This is a genomic window from Pedobacter sp. AC212 (genome assembly GCF_979258625.1).
Genome location: NZ_OZ409870.1, coordinates 3,004,434 through 3,020,136, shown reverse-complemented (window position 1 = coordinate 3,020,136; position 15,703 = coordinate 3,004,434). Strand labels below are relative to the sequence as shown.

Below are 15,703 nucleotides of genomic sequence, written 5' to 3'. Positions count from 1 at the left end.
AAAGTTTTACTGTGCATGTTTTGGTAATTATTAGGTAAATAAAGGCAGCACAAGTTTATGTTGATAGGGTGGATGCGGTTAAACAGTTTGATAGCGTTGTGTTCTTTAATTCTGCATAACAACGAAGTTCTTAAGCTTAAAACAAAGACGCTGTTTCACGACTTCTCCGCGTTTTAGTTAGATATCACTGCTATCTGGCACGAGATTTATGCTCCTAGTCATATACTTTTTCGGTTGAATAGCTTGTAAATCAGCCACATGAAATTACATCTAAGCATTTCTGAAGAAAAAAAATAAAACCAAATGATTTCAAGGTTGTTAAGATTACAGATAACATTAAAAAACTATGAAAAAAATAATTTTAAGTCTTGCTTTTGCTGGTACGATAATGATTGCCACATCAGCATGCAATTCATCTAAAAACATGGCTGGATCTTCAGACAGTACTACGATGGATTCTACAACAACAACAGCTCCAATGGATACAACCTCGACAACCACGCCGACGGATACATCCAAAACGATGCCACCAGATACGACAAAAAAAATGCCTCCTATGTAGGAGAATAAAAAGCCGCTCCAATAGAGCGGCTTTTATTTTTATAAACTATTTTATTTATTTGTGCTTATTTGTACTTTCAGCAGATAAACCAAATATTAAATGAAACCTGAATCAAAAGCCAACAATCGTAATGTAGTTTTTTTAGTTATTGTAGCTGCTCTTGGCTATTTTGTAGATATCTACGATCTTGTTTTATTTTCCGTTGTACGCGTTCAAAGTTTAACTGAAATTGGTGTTTCTGCAGAAAATATGCAGTCTGACGGTTTTTTGATTATTAACTCACAAATGTTCGGGCTGTTGCTTGGCGGAATACTATGGGGGGTTCTGGGAGATAAGCTAGGCAGAATTAAAGTTCTTTTTGGCTCAATACTTTTATATTCTTTAGCGAACATAGCCAATGGCTTTGTAACCACGGTTAATAGTTATGCAATCATTAGGTTTATTGCAGGTATAGGTCTGGCTGGAGAACTTGGCGCTGGCATTACCCTGGTAGCCGAGACGATGGATAAGGAAAAACGTGGGTATGGAACGATGATAGTTGGTGCGATTGGTTTACTTGGAGCGGCCGTAGCAGCAACAGTAGCTTCAAAATATACCTGGCAAACTTCTTATTTTGTTGGTGGTGGCATGGGTTTAATCCTCCTTCTACTGCGTGTTGGCACTTTCGAGTCCGGAATGTTTAAACATGCAGCCAATACAGATGTCTCTAAAGGAAACATCTTCATGCTCTTTAATAACAAAAAGCGGTTCTTAAAGTATTTGTATTGCATACTAATCGGTATTCCATTGTGGTTTGTTGTAGGCATATTGGTAACGCTGGCTCCCGAATTTGGCAAAGCTCTAGGCGCAACAGAACCATTAAAAGCCGGAACGGGGATAATGTTTACTTATTTCGGTATCGCCATTGGAGATGTAGTTACCGGATTACTCTCGCAGGCACTTAAGTCTCGAAAAAAGACTGTGTTTATTTTTCATTTATTATCAGTTATTAGCGTGGTAGTCTACTTAACTAGTTTTGGTTTAACCAGTAGCGCATTTATTTGGATCTGTTTATTTTTGGGTTTTTCAGTTGGATACTGGGCTACTTTTGTAACTATAGCTTCAGAACAATTTGGAACAAATATCAGAGCAACAGTAACCACTACCGCACCTAATTTTGTGCGTGGGGCACTTATTCCAATCACTTTTCTGTTTGAATTTTTAGCCAAAAGATACAGCTTAATCACTGCTGGATATTTGGTGATGGCTATCTTGACCATTATAGCAGTTTTTGGCTTAAGTCAGTTGAAAGAGAGTTTCAGCAAAGATTTGGATTACCTGGAAGAGTAAATCTTTAAAGTAGCCGATCGGAGCGCTTCTAATAGTTAATGTCAAGAAAATGTACTATCTAAACATAAATCCCTTTAGCTATTTCAATAGGGTTAAATTTGTGTGTATTTAATAATTCCACCATGTTTAAAGAAGAAGTAGCAGAACGTTATAAGCAAATACAGGATGAGATTTGTAGAGGTTTGGAAATTGCCGATGGCAAAGGGAAATTTGCAGAAGAGCTTTGGGAAAGAAATGGTGGGGGAGGTGGCCGCACCCGAATTATGCAAAATGGCGCTATTATCGAAAAAGGTGGTGTTAATTTTTCGGCCGTTTACGGAAAACTTCCTGAAGCAGTTAAAAAAGCCTTCCAAGTTACAGAAGATGATTTTTTTGCTACCGGGGTTTCAATCGTGATCCACCCAAATCATCCTTTAGTACCGATTATTCACATGAATATTCGCTATTTTGAGCTTAATGAAGAAACACGTTGGTTTGGTGGAGGGATAGATTTAACGCCTCATTATGTTTTCGAAAATGACGCCCGTTTTTTTCACCATAAACTAAAACAGGCCTGCGACGAGTTTAGCACGGATTTTTATCCAAAATTTAAAAATCATGCTGATGATTATTTCTTTATCAAACATCGAGAAGAAACACGCGGTATAGGTGGTATTTTTTACGATCGTTTAAAGCCAGAAAACACAAATTTATCATGGGATGAAATTTTGGATTTCTCTGCTAATGTGGGTGAAAATTTTTTGCCGATCTATACTGAATTAATTGATAGAAATCGGGACAAGGATTTTACAGAAGCACAGAAAAACTGGCAATATCAGCGTCGAAGCCGTTATGTTGAATTTAACCTGGTTTACGATTCGGGAACTAAATTCGGTTTAGAGACCAATGGTAGAATAGAATCGATACTGATGAGTTTGCCACCACAGGCTAACTGGGGTTACAATGTTCAACCCGAGGTAGATTCAGATGAATATAAAACACAGCAATTTCTAAAAAAGGGCATTCACTGGATTTAATTCGAATGCTATTTCACCACTTTTTTTTGATAGCTTTCCTTTAAGATAATATCGCTTGTTTATTATTATTCCTAAAAGTTGTAATGGTAATACTAGGTTAATACCTTCTTAATCTTCGGACTTTAATTTTGCCGCAGATTATATGAAACAACGACTCTTATTTGCATTGTGTTTTCCTTTATACGCTTTTGGCCAAAAAAATAATAATTCACCATCCAGTTATGAAATTCATGATATTAAAATAACCGGATATCTTCAAACTCAATATCAAAAAGCGCAATCTCCGGGAATGTCATCTTTTTCTGGTGGAGATTTCGATACCAATTCTGATAATCGTTTCATGATTCGAAGAGGGCGTCTAAAAATTGATAGGGTTGATAAATTTTCGAGTATCGTTTTCCAAATTGATGCAACCCAGACAGGGGTACAGCTAATGGACGCATTCATACAATTGCGTGAACCAACTTTTAAAACTTTAAAACTCACGGCCGGTTTATTTAATCGGCCTTTTGGTTACTCTATAGTTTATTCTTCAGGCTACCGCGATTTTCCCGAGCGGGCCAGAGTTTTCCAAACTTTGATGCCCCGCGAACGAGATTTGGGTGCTATGATTGGTTTTTATCCTCAAAAACGCAATACTACGTTAGCTTTTGAACTCGCTGTAGTAAATGGTAGCGGAAAAAATGCAACAGACTTTGATGGTAGAAAGGATTTAATAGCTAACCTTTCACTGAATATTGACAGCCTTGCTAACAAGAAAATCCAAATTGGCCTGGGTGTATCTGGTTATTTTGGTGCTGTTAGAAACAATACTAAAACTTCATATATAGATACCAAAAGCGGTTTTGAGCTTAGAAACTATGATGATGTAGGTAGTTATCTGGATAGAAATTACTTTGGTGCAAATTTGCAGCTAGGTTATGATAGTAATTTAGGCAAAACAACGCTAAAAGGCGAATATGTAGCAGGCTTACAGCCAGGTATTGCCGGCGATGGGAAAAAAGGCCCTAGTGCGAGTATGAGCTTTGGTACTCAACCCACCACTAACTTATATCAACGAAACTTTAACGGTTACTATATTTGGTTTACACATACCATTGCCAAAAGAAATTTAACTGCCTTAATTGCTTACGATGTTTATGATCCAAATACAAAAGTTAGTAATCAACAGATAGGGATCGCCAGCAACTTTACCAACGCAGGCGATGTGAAATATAACACGCTCGGCTACGGGCTGGCTTATCAAATTAATTCAAGGCTCAAAGTAACCCTATACAATGAACACATTAAAAACGAAATCACCAGTTTAAGTGATTTTAGTGATGATGTAAAAGACGACGTCCTCACTACGCGTCTTCAATATCGTTGGTAATAATTCAATTTCTCACAAATTAATCTAAAAAGTACATTAAAATAAACAGTATGCAAATTTGCTCTATTCAATCTTTTTTTGCCAATACAGATTTAACGGTCCCCTTAATTATTGTATTTGTATTATGCTTACTCGCCGTTGCCGGATTCGAGTTTGTAAACGGCTTTCATGATACAGCTAATGCTGTTGCAACCGTAATTTATACCAAAGCACTAAAACCAATGTACGCCATACCATGGTCGGGAATTTGGAATTTTCTTGGTGTATTTGCTGGCGGTATAGCTGTTGCTATGGGAATTTTAAAATTAGTTCCTCTCGATTCACTGATGGGACTACCAGTATCTATTGGTGCATGCTTCGTTTTAGCGGTACTTATATCATCAATAATATGGAATTTAGGTACTTGGTATTTTGGTATTCCATGTTCTAGTTCTCATACACTTATTGGCTCACTAATCGGAGCCGGGTTGGCATTTTCATGGTATTACGGCGGTAAGGGAGTTAATTGGGGAAAAGCCGAAGAAATCGGATTGTCACTCATTTTATCACCCATTATTGGTTTTGGTTTAGCCATATTACTGATGTATTTTTTAAAATATGTGGTCAGATATCCGGCGCTTTTTCAAATTCCTAAAGGCGAAAATGATCGTCCGCCGATGATGATTAGAATACTTTTGATTGTCACTTGTACGTTGGTAAGTTTTTTCCACGGCAGTAACGACGGACAAAAAGGTGTTGGTTTATTGATGTTGATATTGATTGCATTTTTACCCGCCAAGTTTGCAGTAGATCATAGCATTCCTAATGATAAAGTTATTGCAACACTAAATAACACTGAAAATCTAATTGTCGCCATTGCCAAGACTAACCCTGCCAATACTGTAGAATTCACTGCTATTAGAGCCAATATTGCAGCTATAAAATCACATGTTGATATAAAAAACGAGAAAGATAAAGCCGCAACTTATAAGTTTAGGAAACAGATTGAAGGATTAGTCAAATCAATTAAGGGTGTTGTTGAAAATAAGGCAATAAAAAGTGATCAGAAATTAATTCAAGATTTAAAATCAGCTTCTGTTGACATAGAGAAATCAATTAATTTCGCACCGATTTGGGTAATTGCAATCATTTCTATATCATTAGGTTTAGGTACCATGATTGGCTGGAAACGTATAGCGGTAACCATTGGAGAGAAAATAGGAAATGAACACTTAAATTATGCGCAAGGTGCTTCAAGTGAAATTGTAGCCGCTTCAACCATTGGTATTAGTACAATTTTAGGTTTACCGGTAAGTACAACTCATGTTTTATCAAGCGGTATTGCAGGATCTATGGTGGCCTCTGGTGGTAAAAGTAATTTAAACAGCGGTACGCTAAAAAGCATTGGGATGGCCTGGGTATTAACACTACCAGTATCAATCACGATTGCAGCATTGTTATTTGCACTTTTTCATCTTTTTGTCTAATCAAAAGGTTTTATTAAACCGTTATTTTAATTCATAAATAATATGAAACAAATATTAGTCGCTAGCGATTTCTCCAACAGCGCAAGTAATGCGCTTACCTATGCACTTTCTTTAGCCAGAGTTTTAAAGAAGGAAGTCGTTGCCATCAACGCTATTCACCCAACAGAAGGGATTAACAATAATACCTACAATGCTTTTTTTATTGAAACATATTATGATAAAAAAAGAGAAGCTTTAAAAGACTGGACCAATAATATTGTGCAATCCGGTGGCTTTGATGATGTTATTGTAAAATCAATTTGTGATGTTGGTTTTTTAAGAACAGTTTTAGAAAGACATGCTAAAAATAATGCTGTAGCATTGTTGGTTATGGGTATTACGGGTTCAACTGGTATCTTAGGTATTGTAGGAAGTAATGCCAGTATGGTTATTGCCAAAATGCGAATTCCTACACTGATTATTCCATTGGATAGTGTTTTTCCACCATCACCGATTATTACTTTTGCAACCGATTATCAATCTAAATTAGGATCTAAAGATGTTAAAATCTTAAATAAGATCGTCAAAGAATCTGAAGCTGCAAAAATTCAAATACTATATATCGAAGAGACAAAAGAAGAAGAAACTTTTATCCAAAAGGGAGAGAAGAAGTTAAAAGGTATATTACCTAATTCTGATTTACTCTTTAATTATATAGAAGATGATGATGCGGCAGATGGCATTGTAGATTTTGTTGCAAAAAATGAGACCGATATTTTGTGCTTGGTCAAACGACAACACAATATTATTTACAGATTATTTACCAGCAGCACTGTAAATAAAGTGGTTAACAAAGGTGTAAAAGCTGTTCTAGTTTTACACGAATAGTTTATTAAAAATATGTTTAGAAAGCAGTCAAATATATCTGACTGCTTTTTTTATGGTATTTTTTTTGTTCATCACTATAATGATCATACACAATCTAACACCTTAATATAATTGATGCACATTCAATATGATAAGTAAATGCTTTCCAGCAAAAATTGTCTGCCAGATATGAACATTTAAAGAGATTAATATTTGTCTTATAATTAATATTATGTTAAGTTGACGGTAATGAACATCCTACTCCTCTATGCATCTGATCAGGAAATTAAAGTTCTTGAAGTTTACGATTTAGTTCCTGAACTTTATCGGTTGCATTCTTTTTGGTATAGATATCAACCAAAAGCTGAACCGTCTTTTTATCGTTAGGATTTATTTCATTAGCACGTTGCAAAGCAAACTGTGCTCGGTTAATTAAGTTATTATATTTTGCAGCTTTATCTGCCTCGTTCTTGCTTAATGTTTCATTTGCACTATTAATGTATGCTAAACTCATCTGATACAAAGCATCAAAATAATTTTGATCTGTATCAAGGGCTTTGTCGTAAGCTAAAATTGCAGTAGAGTTATTCCCACCTATTTGTTGCAAATAACCGTAAAGAAAGTATAAAAGTTTGTTTCCTTTTTCAACTTTCAAATTACCTTCAATAAGCGCTGCAGCTCTGGTGTAATTTTCGGTATCTAGTAAAAGATTGATGTAATCGTTGGTTAAATTTCTTTGAAAAGGATTTTTTACTAAACCATCTTCTAAAGTTTTAATGGCAGTTTCGTTATCGTATTTGCCTACATAAAGTTGCGCAAGTTTTTGAAACATGGCTGCATTTTGAATTCCGTTTTCTTTAGCTCTTTTGAAGTAGTTGATAGCTTCATCATAATTCTGGATATTCAAAGCACAAATCCCGGTGTTTAACGCTAAGGTGGTGTCAGCGGGAAAAGCATCGCTTACTTCCTTCAAATCCGTATAGGCTTCGGTAAAATCATTGTTAAAAAAAGATGCATTAGCTTTCTCTTGTTTTTTAATTAAAATATTATGATGTGATGCTTTTATTAAGCCTGAATTGTCTTCATACTTATCCAAGCCCCTAGCCTGCTTGATTGCGCTATTGGCAGCATCGTAAAATTTATCAGCATTTGCTTTATCTGTGTCAATTAACGATGCGTAAGATGTGAGATAAGATTTTATTGCCCAGGTTTCTGCCCAGTTTTTTGTTTTATTGTCTTTTTCTGCAGATTCTATTGATTTTAATCCCTCTGTAATTATGGCCAGTTGTTTTTTTTCGTCTTCTTTATTTGCAATTGAAGCCTGCAATTTTCCAACAGAATTCCTGGCGATTAATATTTGACTTTTCTGAGCTAAAGCATTAATTGAAGTGAAAATTAAGAATACTAATAATAACTTTGAACCGCTTTGCATAAGATAATTGTTGTATAATTATTGATTAAAAACTGCTAACGCTGTAAAAATAAACAAAAAAAAGAGTCCCGATAAAATCGGGACTCTTTTTTAGAATTATGAGATCTTTATTGTTTCGGAAGCGCATCTAAACGTTTCTTGATATCCTCATAATTTTTGGTATCGTTTCTAAATCCATAGATGGTTTTTAAGGTTTCCAAAGCACCAACATTTTTGGAATCAATTTCTAAAGCTTTTTTGTAATATGGTAACGACTTATCTAACAAACCGTTCATTTTGGCAGTTACCTCATTAAATTCTTTTACTTTTTTAGCATCAATTTTATTTCTATCGTTTTGAAGTTTCAAGGCTTGCGAGAAATAAATGTTTCCTAATAAAACCTGATAGCTTGCATTATTTGGCTCTTTCGAGGCTAAAGAATTTAACATTTGCTCAGATTTTGCTGCATCACCCCTATCAATATAGATTTGAGTTTCAGTTTTAATCAGCTCTACGTTTTCAGGATATTTGGCAGCTGCTTCTTTAATTATTGCTAAAGCAGCAGTGGTATCTTTTTGCTTACGTAAAGTAATGTCAACCAATTCGTTATACAAGTCTGATGATTGTGGCGAATTTAATGAAATTACTTTCTTAAATTGTTGAATTGTCGCAGGCCAGTTTTCAGTATTTCTTGCTGCAATACCAGCATTTAAATACATTGCTGTATCCTGTGGATTGATTTCTGTAGCTTGAACAAATTTAGTGTATGCAGTTTTATAATCTTTTTTGTTATAAGCCATCACGCCTGCATTTCTAACTGCATTAGCGATGTTGGTTTCTGCCAAAGCAAAATTGTCTTTCTCAGCACCTTTAGTATCGATCTTCTTACCTTCAACAATAGCATCTTGAGCTATCTTTAGATTAGCATCTGCGTTAGCAGCATCAACAGTATCGATAATCGCTGCAGATGAAGCAAATAAGGCACGGTAAGACCAAGCTTCCGGCATTATTTTAGACTTTTCGTCGGCTATCGCTTTATCTGTATGCGCTAAACCAGCCTTAATCGCTTCCATCTTTTTTGGTAGTGGCGTGCTAGCTCCCTGCGAGGTTAACTGGAAAATACCCCACTTCTTTTTTGCTTCGTTAACTTCGCTTTTCTGAGCAAATGCAGAGCTTACTGCTCCTGCTAAAATTATACCTAGAAATACTCTTTTCATAATATTTATTCTAATCTTTATTTAGTTAATTTTCTTCTTCCGTTTCTTCCTCTGAGTCTGTTTCATCTTCATCAGTTTCTTCAGCTTCGGTAGTATCTGGCTCTATTTCTTCACCGTCAGTAACCACTACATCAGCTAAATCAACTGTTTCTTCCTCATCTTCTTCGTGGTCGATTTTTGTTACAGATGCTATTTCATCATCACCTTTCAGTGAAATTAAACGAACACCTTGAGTAGCTCTACCCATCACCCTCAATGCAGAAACAGGAATTCTGATTACTATTCCAGATCTGTTGATAATCATTAAATCTTCGCTATCAGTAACGTCTTTAATTGATACTAATTGTCCTGTTTTTTCAGTAACGTTAATGGTTTTTACTCCTTTACCGCCACGGTTAGTTACACGATAATCTTCAATATCGGTCCGTTTTCCGTATCCTTTTTCTGATACTACTAACACCGTAACCTCTGGATTGTTTACAGCAATCATGCCAACAACTTCATCTTTGTCGTGAGCTAATCTAACACCGCGTACACCGGTTGCCGTTCTACCCATCGGACGAACAGTACTTTCGTTAAAGCGAATGGCTCTTCCTGAACGTAAAGCCATAACAATTTCGCTTTGTCCGTTGGTTAAACATGCTTCTAGTAAAACATCACCTTCGTTAATGTTTATTGCATTAATACCATTAACACGCGGACGAGAATATGCCTCAAGAGAAGTTTTCTTAATGGTACCTTTTTTAGTACACATGATGATGAAGTTATTCTCTAGGTATTCCTGATCTTTAAGGTTCTTAACTTTAATGTAAGCCTTAATTTTTTCATCTTTTGGAATATTGATGATGTTTTGAATGGCTCTTCCTTTACTGGTTCTTGAGCCTTCAGGAATTTCGTAAACCCTCAGCCAGAAACATCTTCCGGCTTCGGTAAAGAATAACATATAGTTGTGGTTGGTAGCGACCAGCATGTGCTCAATGAAATCTTCATTTCTAGAGGTACTGCCTTTTGATCCTTTTCCACCTCTACCCTGCGCTCTAAATTCGGTTGCTGGTGTACGTTTAACATAACCCTCATGAGAGATTGTAATCACTACTTCCTCATCATCGATGAAATCTTCCATGCTCATATCCTCCGCAGAGTGAACAATGGTCGTTTTACGTTCATCACCAAATTTCTGTTTTACTTCTTCTAATTCATCCTTGATAATTTGCATACGCAAACCTTCATCAGCTAAAATAGATTGCAAATATTCGATGGTTTTCATCAATTCCGCATACTCCTCTTTAATCTTATCACGTTCTAGTCCTGTTAAACGACGCAATGTCATATCCAGAATAGCACGGGCTTGAATATCGCTTAAGCCAAATTTCTCCATTAAACCTACACGGGCTTCTTCCGGAGTTTCTGATGCACGAATTAATTTAATTACTTCATCTAAATGGTCTAAAGCAATTAAATAACCTTCTAAGATATGGGCACGTTTTTCAGCTTCCGCTAGTTCATATCGCGTACGGCGAACAACAACATCATGGCGGTGATCTACAAAATGTACAATCAGGTCTTTCAGATTGAGCATCTGCGGACGACCTTTTACCAAAGCAATATTATTTACACTGAAAGATGTTTGTAAAGCGGTGTACTTATATAGATTGTTCAAAACAATCGATGCATTTGCATCGCGTTTTATCTCGTAAACGATCCGGATACCATCTTTGTTAGATTCATCTTTAATGTTTGAAATACCTTCCAATTTTTTCTCACCCACTAATTCAGCTGTCCGCTCAATCATTTGGGCCTTATTAACCTGGTAAGGAATTTCGGTAACAATAATTACTTCTCGGTCTCGAAGGTTCTCAATCTCAGCTTTAGCACGCATTACAATACGTCCACGACCGGTTTCAAAAGCCTCTTTAACACCAGTGTAGCCATAAATAATACCACCTGTCGGGAAATCTGGAGCTTTTACAAACTTCATTAATTCCTCAATGGTAATATCTCTGTTATCAATATAGTTTACAATACCTTCAATACATTCGGTTAAGTTATGTGGCGCCATGTTAGTGGCCATACCCACCGCAATACCACTAGATCCGTTAACCAAAAGGTTAGGGATTTTTGCTGGTAAAACTGTTGGCTCTTGTAACGTATCATCAAAGTTCAACTGAAAATCTACCGTATCTTTGTTGATATCAGCAAGCATTTCTTCGGCAATTTTTGAAAAACGTGCCTCCGTATAACGCATTGCCGCAGGTGAATCTCCATCGATGTGGCCAAAGTTTCCTTGTCCATCTACCATCGGATAACGTAAGCTCCAATCTTGAGCCATACGAACCATAGTAAAATATACAGATGCATCACCATGTGGGTGATACTTACCCAAAACCTCACCCACAATACGGGCAGATTTTTTATGTGGTTTATTACTGGTTACACCAAGATCGAGCATACCGTAAAGCACCCTGCGGTGAACCGGTTTTAATCCATCACGTACATCAGGCAAAGCCCTTGATACGATTACCGACATTGAATAGTCAATGTAGGCAGATTTCATCTGCTCCTCTATATTAATTTGGATGATTTTGTCGTTTTGTTGATTCTCTAAATCTTCTGCCATAAATTATTATTCTCGTTATCAAAAACGATATTTAAAAAAGCTATTGTTATAACCTTGCGAATTTAGCAAAAATATGCCGAAATAAGGCATTGTGGAAAAGTTTTGGCCGTTAGTTCGGCTCATCAAGTCATTAAATGTTTTTAATTCTTTTAAGCGTAGTTTAAATTGATTTGTCTTTGATTAAATCAATTGTATTATCTACAGATAATCTCAACAGCTCATTCATTTAACGTGCCCTGTAGGTTTTAACTTAATTTTAAGCGGAGATACTGCGTTCAAAATTATATTTTTGTGGCAAATCAATCTCGATATGGCCAAGGAAAGAAAATCTGCAATGAGTTTTATCATGATTACCTTACTCATTGATTTTACGGGTTTTGGAATAATTATTCCCGTTCTGCCAAAATTAATCCAGGATTTTACAGGCGGTGGCTATGGTCTAGCAGCAGAATATGGTGGATGGCTTACACTCGCATATGCTTCGGTACAGTTCATATCCTCTCCTATTATTGGGGCATTGAGTGATCGTTTTGGTAGAAGGCCAATTTTATTAAGTTCGTTATTCGGGTTAGGGATTGACTATATTTTTCTGGCCTTTGCACCATCAATTGTTTGGTTATTTGTTGGAAGAATTATCGCTGGGATCACCGGTGCGAGTTTTACCACTGCCCAAGCTTACATTGCAGACATCTCGTCACCTGAAAAAAGAGCTCAGAATTTTGGTTTGGTAGGTGCAGCTTTCGGCGTTGGCTTTATTCTGGGACCTGTTTTAGGTGGTATCTTTAGTCATTTTGGAACACGTGTTCCATTCATGATTGCGGCAGGTTTGTCGCTCATTAATTGGCTTTATGGATATTTCATCTTACCAGAATCGTTGCCAGTGGATAAAAGAAGGCCGTTTGAATGGAAAAGAGCGAACCCAGTTGGGTCTCTCATCAGCATTGGGAAATATCCGGCCTTACTCGGTTTGATGGTTACATTATTCCTGTTGTATTTTTCTAGTCATTCAGTTCAATCGAACTGGACATTTTATACGATGGAGAAATTTAATTGGGATGCCGCCTGGGTTGGCTACTCACTGGGCTTTGTTGGTCTTGTCATCGGTATTGTTCAGGGTGGCCTGATTCGAATTATCCTTCCGAAAATTGGTGAAAAGCGGGCAGTTTATATAGGTCTGTTACTTTACGTAGTCGGATTTACGGCTTTTGCATTCGCCTCTAAAGGTTGGATGATGTTTGCTTTTATGCTTCCGTACGGATTGGCAGGGATTGGCGGACCGGCAATGCAGGGAATTATTTCCAATCAGGTTGCGGGAAACGCTCAGGGAGAAATGCAAGGTGTTTTAACTGGATTACAAAGTTTGGCTGCCATTATAGCTCCGTGGGTGATGACCCATATTTTTGCTTATTTTATTGAAGGAAATGCTCCGGTATATTTTCCTGGTGCGCCATTCATTTTAAGTGCAGTGCTTACCCTAATTGGATTTTTCATTGCACTTCGGTCTTTACAGAAATATCATTAGTTACGAGCCTGTATCACTTTAAATTCGTTTACCACCATCACAACGTTATATATCAGCAGTACAACAGCTTCGATGTTAGCTACTTTTTCAAGCGCTTTGTTAAAGGCTGATGAAATGATTAGTCCGAGAATGATTAACACAATTGATATGAAAAACGATAATTTGATGGACCGATAGAGCATTGATAACCTGAAAACGGTCTTCTTTTTAAAAAGCACCGGATCTTTGATCAACTCAAAAATATTTCCGAACACGAAAAATAAAATCAAGATTACAGCGACACCCGAAACTGTGCCTTGGTTGAAATTAGGAATAACCAAATAGTCTTGATAAATAAAATAGGCAACAATGAGTATACAGGCGAGTGCCTTAAGCAGCTGCCAGTTTTTTCCTTTTGTGAGCCAAAATAACCAGGGTGCTTTCGTGGCTTCTGCCCCATCTTCAATCTTCATTTTTAATTCAGGCGATAAATTTACAAAGGGATTTATGATGGTGATAATCAAAATTAGAACGGTACTAACAAACTGGAAAATACCATCTGAGATCAAGATATGCACTTTCTCTTGATCTAAAACAGTTGGGGAGAAAAAGGATATTAGGATTAATAGAATAATCACAGAGTGAAAAAATAGCGGGTAATAGTTCTGAATTGGATTATTTTCTATTCCAGGATTTTCGGGGATAGTTAGTTTATTAGAATCACTATCAAGGTATCTATTTAACCACTGGATACCAAAAAAGAGAACGAAGATGGAGAACATTGTTGTTTTAGTTAAGTTAGAGTAACACGTTTGCTAAGTTTGCCAATTCACTGCGTTCGCCCTTTTGTAGCGTAATATGCGCATAAAGAGGATGGTTTTTTGCATTCTCGATGAGGTAGGATAATCCATTACTTTCTGAGTCCAGGTAAGGCGTGTCTATTTGATAGATATCGCCTGTAAAGACGATTTTTGTATTTTCGCCAGCTCTCGAAATAATGGTTTTAACTTCATGAGGCGTTAAGTTCTGGGCCTCATCAATAATGAAGAAGATTTTGGTTAGCGTTCTCCCTCTAATAAACGCTAGTGGTGCTATGGCAATCTTCTCTGTCGTGATCAGTTCATCAATTTTCGCCGACATTTTATCATCGCCAACAAACTGATCTTTAATAAAGCGTAGGTTGTCCCAAATTGGGGCCATGAACGGGTCTGTTTTCGATTTTGCATCTCCAGGTAAAAAGCCAATATCTTTATTACTAAGAGATACAATGGGTCGGGTAATATAAATTTGTCTAAAATCTCTGCGCTGTTCAAGTGCACTGGCAAGCGCTAAAAGTGTTTTTCCTGTGCCGGCATTCCCCTGGATGCTAACGAGCTTAATATTTTCATCTAATAAAGCGTGAATGGCAAATGCCTGTTCGATGTTTTTGGGCTTTATTTTAAAAATCGGATCTGTAGAAACTAAAGAAATGGTTTGATTATTATGGTTAAAAAAAACGTTGGCGGTTTTTCTTTTATTTTTTAAAACGAAGAAATGATTTCCTTCTTTAGCTGGCAGGCCAATATTTGCTGATCCTAAGATTTTATCTTTTTTTACGGATTCAATTATTGATTCATCGAAGTTAAGAAGCTCTGTTTTACCAGCATAAAGCTCATCTACATTCTTGATTTTACCTGTTTCGTAGTCCTCAGCAAATAAATCAAGAGCTTTTGCTTTTAAACGTAAGCAGATATCTTTCGAAACCAATACTACTTTTTTCTCCGGATTTTCTTCGCGTAAGCTTAAAGCAGCATTCAAGATTTTATGGTCGGTTTTACCTTTTCCAAAAATTTCCTCGGCATTTACTTTTAGCGGCTGTTCGTTTAATATTACTTTGAACTTGCCTGCGTTTTGCGCCTTCAGTGCCACCCAATCGCTAATCAGTTTTTCCTTGGATGTTTGATCGATCAATCGGATAAAACTTCGGGCTTCGAAATTTCTAGTATCGTTACCACTTTTAAAATTATCGAGTTCTTCTAAAACTTGGATAGGAATAGCCACGTCGTGTTCGTGAAAGTTATTGATTGCATCATGATCATATAAAATGACTGATGTATCTAAAACAAAAATCTTTTTCTTGGGGTCAGAAGTTAATTTACCTTTTGTGGCCATTTGGTAAATTTACTGTTTTAGCAAATAATAGCCGAAAGATTGATCATTCTTTTTAAATGATTTTAAAAATGAAGCCAAATAAAAACGGGGTCCTTCTTCTTTCGATTCAGTTCCCCGTTTTAACCTTAAAATCAACCGTAGTTGTGTTTAAAGCATCTAATTCTTGTTACTCTGATTTTTCCGTTTTCGCTAGGTTTTGCAACTTTTACGATTCG

The 15,703-nt window shown here is 36.5% G+C and carries 12 protein-coding genes; 7 read left to right on the top strand and 5 right to left on the bottom strand.

The window, feature by feature from the left end; all coding sequences use genetic code 11:
• Nucleotides 1-346 precede the first annotated feature (346 nt).
• The 6 genes from ACZZZC_RS13180 (at nucleotide 347) to ACZZZC_RS13155 (ending at nucleotide 6,612) form a co-directional block, all read left to right on the top strand.
• Complete coding sequence (locus tag ACZZZC_RS13180) at nucleotides 347-562, top strand: coproporphyrinogen III oxidase (protein WP_463482450.1); 216 nt, start codon at nucleotides 347-349, stop codon at nucleotides 560-562.
• Between the two features lie 99 nt (nucleotides 563-661).
• Nucleotides 662-1,891 carry an MFS transporter gene (locus ACZZZC_RS13175; RefSeq protein ID WP_463482449.1) on the top strand — a complete coding sequence of 410 codons (1,230 nt, stop codon included), beginning with the start codon at nucleotides 662-664 and terminating at the stop codon, nucleotides 1,889-1,891.
• A gap of 122 nt (nucleotides 1,892-2,013) precedes the next feature.
• Nucleotides 2,014-2,907 (top strand): oxygen-dependent coproporphyrinogen oxidase, encoded by an 894-nt coding sequence (gene hemF, locus ACZZZC_RS13170; RefSeq protein WP_463482448.1) that lies wholly within the window; start codon nucleotides 2,014-2,016, stop codon nucleotides 2,905-2,907.
• A 142-nt stretch (nucleotides 2,908-3,049) separates the two neighbouring features.
• Nucleotides 3,050-4,279, top strand: coding sequence for a porin (locus ACZZZC_RS13165; RefSeq protein WP_463487391.1), 1,230 nt, complete (start codon nucleotides 3,050-3,052; stop codon nucleotides 4,277-4,279).
• A 50-nt stretch (nucleotides 4,280-4,329) separates the two neighbouring features.
• Nucleotides 4,330-5,745, top strand: a complete 1,416-nt coding sequence (locus tag ACZZZC_RS13160) for an inorganic phosphate transporter (RefSeq protein ID WP_463487390.1) — start codon at nucleotides 4,330-4,332, stop codon at nucleotides 5,743-5,745.
• A gap of 42 nt (nucleotides 5,746-5,787) precedes the next feature.
• Nucleotides 5,788-6,612: a universal stress protein gene (locus tag ACZZZC_RS13155; RefSeq protein ID WP_463487389.1), complete on the top strand. Its 825-nt coding sequence runs from the start codon at nucleotides 5,788-5,790 to the stop codon at nucleotides 6,610-6,612.
• Between the two features lie 265 nt (nucleotides 6,613-6,877).
• Here the strand turns inward: ACZZZC_RS13155 and ACZZZC_RS13150 are convergent, their stop codons facing one another.
• The 3 genes from ACZZZC_RS13150 to gyrA all read right to left on the bottom strand — a co-directional run bounded on the left by ACZZZC_RS13150 (nucleotide 6,878) and on the right by gyrA (nucleotide 11,836).
• Nucleotides 6,878-8,023, bottom strand: a complete 1,146-nt coding sequence (locus tag ACZZZC_RS13150; RefSeq protein ID WP_463487388.1) for a tetratricopeptide repeat protein — start codon at nucleotides 8,021-8,023, stop codon at nucleotides 6,878-6,880.
• Nucleotides 8,024-8,130: 107 nt separating this feature from the next.
• Nucleotides 8,131-9,219, bottom strand: coding sequence for a tetratricopeptide repeat protein (locus ACZZZC_RS13145; protein WP_463482443.1), 1,089 nt, complete (start codon nucleotides 9,217-9,219; stop codon nucleotides 8,131-8,133).
• Between the two features lie 25 nt (nucleotides 9,220-9,244).
• Entirely contained in the window at nucleotides 9,245-11,836 is a 2,592-nt protein-coding gene (gyrA, locus tag ACZZZC_RS13140; protein ID WP_463482442.1) for a DNA gyrase subunit A, read from the bottom strand.
• Nucleotides 11,837-12,146: 310 nt separating this feature from the next.
• Here gyrA and ACZZZC_RS13135 point away from each other — a divergent pair, with 310 nt between their 5' ends.
• Nucleotides 12,147-13,358, top strand: coding sequence for a TCR/Tet family MFS transporter (locus tag ACZZZC_RS13135; protein WP_265798845.1), 1,212 nt, complete (start codon nucleotides 12,147-12,149; stop codon nucleotides 13,356-13,358).
• On the opposite strand, the gene ACZZZC_RS13130 is transcribed toward ACZZZC_RS13135, so the two are convergent.
• Together ACZZZC_RS13130 and ACZZZC_RS13125 are read right to left on the bottom strand one after the other, a co-directional pair.
• Entirely contained in the window at nucleotides 13,355-14,119 is a 765-nt protein-coding gene (locus ACZZZC_RS13130; RefSeq protein ID WP_463482441.1) for a hypothetical protein, read from the bottom strand. The genes ACZZZC_RS13135 and ACZZZC_RS13130 overlap by 4 nt on opposite strands.
• 16 nt (nucleotides 14,120-14,135) lie before the next feature.
• A complete protein-coding gene (locus ACZZZC_RS13125) occupies nucleotides 14,136-15,488 on the bottom strand; it encodes a PhoH family protein (RefSeq protein WP_463482440.1) in 1,353 nt (450 codons plus the stop codon).
• Nucleotides 15,489-15,703 lie beyond the last annotated feature (215 nt).

Coding starts and splice junctions, on each gene's coding strand:
- gyrA (WP_463482442.1), bottom strand. CDS start 11,836: ATGGCAGAAGATTTAGAGAATCAACAAAACGACAAAATCATCCAAATT.
- ACZZZC_RS13160 (WP_463487390.1), top strand. CDS start 4,330: ATGCAAATTTGCTCTATTCAATCTTTTTTTGCCAATACAGATTTAACG.
- ACZZZC_RS13175 (WP_463482449.1), top strand. CDS start 662: ATGAAACCTGAATCAAAAGCCAACAATCGTAATGTAGTTTTTTTAGTT.
- ACZZZC_RS13135 (WP_265798845.1), top strand. CDS start 12,147: ATGGCCAAGGAAAGAAAATCTGCAATGAGTTTTATCATGATTACCTTA.
- ACZZZC_RS13145 (WP_463482443.1), bottom strand. CDS start 9,219: ATGAAAAGAGTATTTCTAGGTATAATTTTAGCAGGAGCAGTAAGCTCT.
- ACZZZC_RS13130 (WP_463482441.1), bottom strand. CDS start 14,119: ATGTTCTCCATCTTCGTTCTCTTTTTTGGTATCCAGTGGTTAAATAGA.
- ACZZZC_RS13155 (WP_463487389.1), top strand. CDS start 5,788: ATGAAACAAATATTAGTCGCTAGCGATTTCTCCAACAGCGCAAGTAAT.
- ACZZZC_RS13180 (WP_463482450.1), top strand. CDS start 347: ATGAAAAAAATAATTTTAAGTCTTGCTTTTGCTGGTACGATAATGATT.
- ACZZZC_RS13165 (WP_463487391.1), top strand. CDS start 3,050: ATGAAACAACGACTCTTATTTGCATTGTGTTTTCCTTTATACGCTTTT.
- ACZZZC_RS13150 (WP_463487388.1), bottom strand. CDS start 8,023: ATGCAAAGCGGTTCAAAGTTATTATTAGTATTCTTAATTTTCACTTCA.
- hemF (WP_463482448.1), top strand. CDS start 2,014: ATGTTTAAAGAAGAAGTAGCAGAACGTTATAAGCAAATACAGGATGAG.
- ACZZZC_RS13125 (WP_463482440.1), bottom strand. CDS start 15,488: ATGGCCACAAAAGGTAAATTAACTTCTGACCCCAAGAAAAAGATTTTT.